Below are 7996 nucleotides of genomic sequence, written 5' to 3'. Positions count from 1 at the left end.
GCGCTTCAGCCCTGACGTACTTCGAAGCCGCTGCTGAACTGGAGCCACATAACTTACCCGTGAAGCTGGAGGTCGCAACCGAACTCAGAGATCGCGGACAGTACGATGAGGCCAAGGCCATCATCGACGCAGCGCTTCGAATTGAGCCTGGAAACGTTCACGGTAGGATGCAACGAGGCTACCTCCAACGTCATGTCGGTGACCGGGTATCCGCCCGCTCCGAATTTCAAAAAGTTCGTGAGACTAATCCTGATTTTTTACAAGCATCCGTTGAACTCGCGGTTGAAGAGCGAGCGCTTGGCAAGCCTGGTTTAGCTGAGCAGATTTTGAAGAAGGTGCTTGAGATACAGCCCGATCATCTCTCCGCACTAACGCAACTTGCTGAGTCGGCGCGCGTAGCCGGGGATATGGAGAGGTGTCTTGATGTCTATCAGCGTGCGGAAGAACTCCACCCGAGCAATCTCGGACTCCACATTCAGATAAGTCAGATTTTGAGCGAGTGCGGAGAGCGCGCGGCAGCGTTCGAGCTACTTGACACAGCTAACTTGCGTTTCCCAAAGCGATGGGAGATTGGTCGCAAACGAGCCGAGCTGCTAAAGCAAGCTGGGTACTTGCCCGATGCCCGGGAGTTGGCGGAGACAATACTGAGCGAAAACCCGCAGAATTTTGCTCTTTGGTCACAATGCGTGCAATTCGACCTGCTGTTCGGCGACTTAGCCGCAGCAGCAGTCAAACTTCAGTCCATTTCATCCGATATCACGTTCGAGCGAGCCCGGATCCACGTGTTCCGTGGGCAGCTCGCCGAAGCTCAATATAATTTTGAGGAGGCAAGAGAGCACTATCAAATGGCTCTCATGCTGAACCCGCAGGATGGTTGGGCTCACGCGGAGATGTTCCGAGCCTGCATGTTGCTCCTCCGGATTGATGAGGCCCGCAATCACCTTGAGGCGTGGACCCTACTGAATGCACCTGGGCTCGTCGCCCGCGGTCAGTCCACAAATGTTACCCAGAGCCATATGGGTCAAGCCTATGATGAGTTCGCCCTCAACAGGGTCCTTATCACTAAACTTGCGGACATTCGAATGCTACCAGCGGATGAGCGGATTGCACCATTGCAGGATCTGCTGCGATCAAATGGCGACCATTCTGCACCCGCAATCCAGTTAATTCTCGCGATTCGATTGGCGCAGCTGTCAAGTGTGCCTCCCCCGAAAGACAACCGGGAGGGTCTTAGTCACATCCCCAGGCAGATCATCCAGTACTGGAATGATCCACACCCACCTGAGGATGTAACGCACCTAATGGACACCTGGCGATCTTTCAACACAGATTACAGTCATCAGGTTTTTGATGATGTTTCAGCCCGCGAGTTCCTTACGAAAAACTACGCACCGCATGTTCTGAGTGCCTACCGACGAGCTGGCAGCGCAGCTGAAAAGGCAGATTTGTTTCGCCTCGCCTATCTTTATGCACATGGCGGCGTCTATGTGGATGCTGATGACCGTTGCCTCGCTCCAATTAGCTCGGTCCTTCCGTCTCACGTTGGGTTAGCGGTGTACCAGGAGGATTACGCCCTCGGAGGGCTTGCCGTTGGCACTCTCGGCAACAACTTTTTAGCGGCAGCGCCTAACAATGCCGTTATTGGACGCGCCCTCGAATCGGCAGCGGAGGCCCTAAACCGCGGCGATACTGATGTTGTTTGGCTCAAAACCGGTCCAGCTCTTATCACCCGCGCATTCGCCGAGATTGCAGCTAAGACGCCTCTCAGGTTAGCTGCTTGGCTAGAGAATGTGGCTATCCTGGAGAGGAACCAGCTTTCCCGATTCATCGCAATGCACTGCTTTACGGCTTACAAGAAGACGCCAAGGCACTGGTCCAACACTGTCGGCGCCACGCAGACACTGGCGACGCGCCGCTGAGGTGGAGTTCGACTCTGGTACCCGCCTCCGTGCACATCATCGTAAAGACTCGAATCAACCTCACTTATGAAGCTGCTGAGGAACGTTCAGAAGCTCCATACACCTGGATAGACGGTTAAGCCTGATGGATCTCTCGAAATTGCGAAATGCCCTTGTTGGCCGTAACTTCAACGAGACCGGATCCCATTCGTCGGCGGTATTGGATTGGTCAGTGCTCTGCGCGAGAGAGGATATCGGCGGTGAAATCTGACTTCGTTGTTGTTTCCTTCGCCGGAGAGTTCGCAGCACTCCTGTTGCAAGCCCGATCCATTGCCCGCTCTAACGCCCGAGACTTCATCAAGTGCTATTACATCATCTGGAATGATCGCCACGATCATCAGGCGTTTTCCGAGCTTTTTCTGCCGCGTCTGCAGGCAGAGTTGGGCCAGACCGCAGTCGAGTGGCGGGTCGTTCTCCGATCCGAGCTGATCGATCCGGCTGTCCTTAAGCAGCACAAGGGTCCGCGGATCCAGCAAGCTTTGAAGCTACTGGCCGCGCGCATTTGCACGACAGACGCTGTGTGTGTTTTGGACACCAAGAACCACGTCATCCGCCCACTGGATCCTGAGGACTTCGTTTCAGATCAGGGTCTTCTCCGAAGCCATAACCAATCCTATCCGCCCAACTCTCCATTTAACGCGTGGTACAAGACAGCTTTGGCGTACTTTGGTATCGAAGACATCAACTCGGAAGTCAGCGGAGCCCCTGCCCTTCCAAGCACCACCCCCTATGTCATGTCGCGTCCAGTCGTCTTGGACATGCTCAAGGCGGTTGAACAGAAGGAAGCTGTGCCCTTCGCGCTTGCGTTCTTGGAGCAATCCCCTCTCGCCGAGACCACAGAATTTCTGCTCTATTGTGCCTTCGTCCTAAAGTCGTTTGGCACCTTTGGCCGCCTCTATCATTTGCACCGGCGACGAAACTACGTCACGTTCTTCACCATTTCGCCCGTTGGACCTGAGGCGATCCAATGGTCCATTCGAGAAATGGGGCGGAACGACATCAAGTTCATTGGTCTTCACCGGCGGCGACGAGAGCGCCTGACCGACGTGGAGCGAGATGCCTTCACCAGGGCTTGGGTCCAAGCTGGCCTTTTCTCATCACAACCGGCCGCGCAGGCTTTCCTCGATAAGGAAATCATCTGAGGAGAGGCGTTTGATCCACGTCGCTGCAGCGAACTGGTCCGGCCGGCCTGCCAGTTGAAGCGGCGACGCTAAGGTACACCAGACTGGGAGAAAACCGAAGCGTGTCGGTCTTTTTCAGCGTTGCGGTCCGACGGCGCTGCGAATCAGGGCTGTTGCAGGCGTCAGAATGGCAATGCGCTCGCCTCCCAAGATCACCTGACAGCTTTTCGCCCGCCTCACTGACCGCTGTGCATCTCTCGCCGGCTGAGATGTCACGCCAGCAGCTTGAGGATCAGCTGACTGTTTTCGTTTGCGATCGAGAGCGCCTGAAGGCCCAGTTGCTGCCGCGCCCCCAGCGCGTTGAGGCGGGTCGACGCCTCGTTCATGTCAGCATCGACAAAGGCACCCACTCCTGTCATCAGAGCGTCTGACAGAACGTTGATAAACTCGCCTTGGCTCTCCAAAAGGGCCTTTGTCGCACCGAGGTGAGCTTCACCCTGCACCACTCGGTTGATGGCGTCGTCGACGGTCTTCAGGGCCGCCGCATATATCTCACTTCTATCGGTATCGACGACGAGAGTGTGCAGACCCTGAATATCGATCTTGAAATCGGCCTGACCGTCCCCGGTGACATCACCGACCACATAGGTGTTGCCGTTATCATGGAAATACTTCACCCGACCGGATTGGACGGAGTTGCTCACGGCTCCTTGGCCCACAAACACGAGGCTCTGGTGCCCGGCCAGGCTGGTGCTGGCGTCGATGGCGTCGAGGTCGATGCGGTCGCCGATCTCCCAATCCATGATTACATCTCGTGCGCTTGGGGCAATCGGAGACTGAGTGGCCGCGGCTAGCACGAAGGTATCAGCACCTGCCCCACCATAGAGTACGTCCTTGCCAAGCCCTCCAGTGAGCATGTCGTTTCCGGCGCCACCGACCAATGTATCAGGACCTGCTGTGCCGGTGCGAACCACGGACGGGGTTAAACTGCCTTGGCTCCGGGTCTGCCCACCCGGGCCCGGGGACGTCAGACGCAACGGGAGGGCAACCGTGATGTCAATGACGGCAACCCGACTGAGAATGCCGCCGGCTCCAGTATCGGGATCGGCAAACAGGACCGTCTGGCTCGTATCAACCGGCAGGGTGTTCACTTTGCTTCCGGAGCCATCGTACGACACAACGAGGTTAACCGTCCCCGCCGCACCTGACAGCCAGTTTTGGCCGTTGATGGTCGCGGATGCGGCGATGTTCTTCACGCCTTTGATGTGAGCGCTGATTTCTGTCTGAATAGCCGAAATGTCCGCGCCGGGCTGGCTGGCGGCGACGATCCCCTTCTTGATGCGGTTGAGATGATCGAGGGTCTTGTCGAGCGCTGACGAGAACGTATTGATTGTCGCGATGCTCTGCCTGAGGGTATCCTGGACCGCCCCAAGGGCTCCAATGTCGGACTTCATTTTTGTCGATATCGACCAGTACGAGGCATTGTTCGACGCCTCACTGACCCGCAAACCAGTCGAGATCTGTCTTTGGGTTTTGGTGATCGCACTCTGCGCCGATCTGAGAGATTCCAGAACTGCTACCGCGGACAAGTTCGACCGAATGGACGACATGTTGTGAGTTCTCGGCCGCTAGGTTTACTCTCGCCGATCCCGGAGTCACAGAGGCATAATGAACGATCGGGACTTGTCAGAACGGTAACCCTCCTAGTGTTAAAGAAGGCTTAAGCTTCATAAACAGGAGACCGGGCGATCTGCCTGAGACGATGTTTGAGATCCACATCGGAGGACGTGAGGTCAGGCTTACCTTGCGGGATTGTGCGGCCTAACCTTACGATATGGTTGAGCCCTCTCAACCGACCTTCCGCGGTCATCAGACGTGAAAGATCAACATCTCTTTCAGGAGAGGCCCTGTCGGACGGCACATCCTTAAACAGGCGGACCACGTCGCAAGTTAGATCACCTGTTTTGGACGCCCGCGCTGGCGGACGGTTTGTTCTCTGCACCATAAGGGTGACCCGCGGATCCCGTCCGGGTCTGGAGATTGTCCCCAACCGGTTCAAGATGGGTTCGGCCCCCATGGCCAGCACGATCCCCAAAAGGGGCTCCCGCGGCCTTGATCATGCCCATCTCATCGTCCGCGCACGGTTGTGTTGAACCACCGTCAAGGACCCGCTCGTCTCACCATCTGCCAGAGGCCGTCTTCCGCCGCACCGCCGGCAACGAACTTGATTTGCGGAGGAGCAAGACCAAGCTCAATTGGTTAACTTCAAGGGAGGCGCGATGCAGATCGTTAACATCCACGAAGCCAAGACACACTTGTCTCGGCTCATCGAAAAGGCCGCAGACGGGGAAGCGTTTGTGATCGCCGAGGTGGGCAAACCCCTCGTCAAGGTCACAGCGCTCGATGCCCCGGCGGCCGGACAATGCCACCGGCTTGGCTTCTTGGCAGGGCAAATCTCCGTACCGGACGATTTCGACTAGATGGGCAGTGCGGACATAGAACACCTGTTCAGGGGTGAAGCCTGATGGAGCTGTTGCTGACACCCACCTCCTGCTATGGCGGTTGGAAACTCCAGTCGGCTTTGACCTGCGGCACGGCTGTTCCTTGAAGACATGTTCATGGCCTTCGGGAGTGGTTTGTCGAACAGGGGTCATGACGTTTCTCCTCGGTATGTGATCAACAATGCACCCGTACCGCCCCATGGACTGCCAGCCCGCCTCTTGTGGTGTCTGGCCGTTGCTGGCCTCCCAAAGTTTGGTACAGCCGACACCCAGCGCCGGACGGCTCGTTCGATCAAAGACCCGGGCGGGTTAGAGTGAGAATTGGCGTTTGTCGCCGACGAACCGGAACCTTGGCAAGGACGGATGATGTCTGAACTTGGCCCCGGCGCTCAGCCGGATCACTCCGCATCGGCGACGGACGGCTTGGGGCCTCGGCGCCCCTCACGTGAAGAGCCCCGTGCTTATTGCGATCGCCCGAACCGGTTGTTAACTTACCTCTGTCTTACTTTGGAGAGCTCAGATGACCGAGACTGAACGGCTGACCACGAGGGTCTCGACGAAGGGTCAGGTCATTCTCCCCAAGTCGATCCGGCAACAGCGGCGCTGGGAGCCTGGAACGCGCCTGGTGGTCGAAGACACGCCCGATGGCGTGCTCCTGAAGGCTGCACCGCTGTTTGCTCCCACTCGGCCGGAGGATGTGTACGGATCTTTGCCGCCGACGGGCTCCCCGAAGACCCTTGAGGAGATGGAAGCCGGCCTCATTGCTGAGGCCAAGCGGCGCCATGCTCGCGATTGATACCAATGTCATCGTCCGGTACCTGACCGGAGACCAGCCGAAGCAATCGCCGCAGGCAAGAGCGCTCATCGACGCCCATGAGGTCTTCATCAGCATGACAGTCCTGTTGGAGACCGAATGGGTCTTGCGCAGTGCCTATGGCTATCCGCCGCCCCAGGTCAGCGAAGCCCTTCGGGCCCTGGCAGGGCTCCCGCGGGTGACGCTGGCGGATCCCGCTCTGGCCGCAACGGCCCTGGACTGGATGGCCGCAGGGATGGACTTCGCGGATGCGCTTCATCTGGCAAGAGCCGATGGCTGCGCCGCCTTTTTCAGCTTTGATCGGCGGTTCGCGAAGGTCGCTAAGCGACTGAGCCGAATCGAGGTTCGCCAGCCTTAGGTCGAAACCCAAAAACGGGCCTTTCGGCTGAAGACGCGGCATCTGCCAAGCTACAGTGCATGGGTTAGTTTTCTTGCTCCTGGCAGCTCTCCCGGATGCCATGGGTGCTGTGCCCCTCAGGCCCACCCTACCTATCAGCTGTTTCGGACCCGAACCCTGGCAAGCGGCTCGCTCTGTGGTCCAAGAGAGGTGGTATGCGGATCCGATCTGGGTCTGGAGTTCGCCCTTAACCGCCCGAAGATTCGTTCCGCCGCCACAGCAAGCCCGACGCCCAAGAGAGCGCCTGCGGCCTTGACGAGGCCGTCCGGAAGCCTGCCATGCCGGTTCGGGCTCATATGCTGGAGCACCTCGAGCAACCCGGCCAATCCAATCGCCAGCCCGACCATGCGCCACTGATGGTGGGGATAGCCCAGGCAGAACAGCACCCCGATCACCACAAAAGCGGCAAACCGCTCCCAGACGGCAGGAGCTGCCGTAACGGGTCTGAGTTCAATCGGGGCAAGTGTGAAGACAGCAACGGCAAGAACGAGCAGCCAGGCCAGCCGCCGGGAGAGCAATCTAAGGGACATCACGAACGCTCTTAACGACTCAGCTGCACCAGCGCACGTAAATTCGATCTCAGATTGCCGCGACATTGCTCAGGGTGTGCTGAAAAGGGCTGCATTCTACAACCATAGACCCCGACGACACCAGCCTTGGCTGCTCCCCAGAAAGCAACTCCCGCGCTTCGATTTTGCCCGTTCTGATTGTCGGCACTCGGTTTATTTGTTGGCACCATGGAAGGGTTCGCGCCGACGGCCTTGTGCGGCCGGTGCCGGCGATGCGACGCCCGGATCGGGACATTTGCTTCGACCGGTGTTTCATCCTGTTCAAGATGGCGAAAGACCCTCAAAAATCGTCGAAGCCTCAAAACAGGCCGCACAGGCGCCCTCATCCTCAGCCCCGGCTCGGATCGAATCGGGTCTGGAGCGGCGAACGAGCGATTTCATCGACCAACGAATGCCGCGGGATCAGAAACGCCATCGCGCAAGAACCTTGGCCATGACCCTTCACCCTCCGCACTAATCCCCTTCCCTTGTGCAATCCTCCCTTGCGCCTCTTGATACCCCGTCTGCTGCCGCACTCAGGGCCAGTGGTGGCTTGCCTGCATCAGCGGCCCAATGAGAACAAAAAGGGACCTGATCGCCCCGATCCGCTGAGGCGATCTCTCTCAGCCGGACCTTCGCCCATGGGGGTTCAGGCCT

Annotated in this window: 7 protein-coding genes; 5 read left to right on the top strand and 2 right to left on the bottom strand. The window is 58.0% G+C overall.

Going from position 1 to position 7996, the window contains the following annotated elements:
• Both JKL45_RS22600 and JKL45_RS22595 read left to right on the top strand, forming a co-directional pair.
• Positions 1 to 1919: tetratricopeptide repeat protein (locus JKL45_RS22600; RefSeq protein ID WP_201863953.1), on the top strand; the 1919-nt coding region annotated here is incomplete at its 5' end.
• A 239-nt stretch (positions 1920 to 2158) separates the two neighbouring features.
• Complete coding sequence (locus JKL45_RS22595; protein ID WP_201863951.1) at positions 2159 to 3100, top strand: DUF6492 family protein; 942 nt, start codon at positions 2159 to 2161, stop codon at positions 3098 to 3100.
• A 251-nt stretch (positions 3101 to 3351) separates the two neighbouring features.
• Here JKL45_RS22595 and JKL45_RS30545 read toward each other — a convergent pair whose 3' ends face one another.
• A complete protein-coding gene (locus tag JKL45_RS30545; RefSeq protein ID WP_201863949.1) occupies positions 3352 to 4689 on the bottom strand; it encodes a flagellin N-terminal helical domain-containing protein in 1338 nt (445 codons plus the stop codon).
• A gap of 669 nt (positions 4690 to 5358) precedes the next feature.
• Here JKL45_RS30545 and JKL45_RS22585 point away from each other — a divergent pair.
• The 3 genes from JKL45_RS22585 to JKL45_RS22575 all read left to right on the top strand — a co-directional run bounded on the left by JKL45_RS22585 (position 5359) and on the right by JKL45_RS22575 (position 6752).
• Positions 5359 to 5559, top strand: a complete 201-nt coding sequence (locus JKL45_RS22585) for a type II toxin-antitoxin system Phd/YefM family antitoxin (RefSeq protein WP_201863947.1) — start codon at positions 5359 to 5361, stop codon at positions 5557 to 5559.
• Between the two features lie 541 nt (positions 5560 to 6100).
• Positions 6101 to 6376 (top strand): AbrB/MazE/SpoVT family DNA-binding domain-containing protein, encoded by a 276-nt coding sequence (locus JKL45_RS22580; protein ID WP_201863946.1) that lies wholly within the window; start codon positions 6101 to 6103, stop codon positions 6374 to 6376.
• On the top strand, positions 6363 to 6752 hold the full coding sequence (locus tag JKL45_RS22575; RefSeq protein ID WP_201863945.1) for a type II toxin-antitoxin system VapC family toxin: 390 nt from the start codon (positions 6363 to 6365) through the stop codon (positions 6750 to 6752). The genes JKL45_RS22580 and JKL45_RS22575 overlap by 14 nt, the downstream gene beginning before the upstream one ends.
• Before the next feature lie 134 nt (positions 6753 to 6886).
• Here JKL45_RS22575 and JKL45_RS22570 read toward each other — a convergent pair whose 3' ends face one another.
• Entirely contained in the window at positions 6887 to 7321 is a 435-nt protein-coding gene (locus JKL45_RS22570; RefSeq protein ID WP_201863943.1) for a VanZ family protein, read from the bottom strand.
• Between the last annotated feature and the right edge of the window lie 675 nt (positions 7322 to 7996).

Source organism: Microvirga soli, assembly GCF_016734765.1.
GTDB lineage: Bacteria > Pseudomonadota > Alphaproteobacteria > Rhizobiales > Beijerinckiaceae > Microvirga > Microvirga soli.
This window is presented reverse-complemented; position numbering and strand designations above follow the sequence as displayed.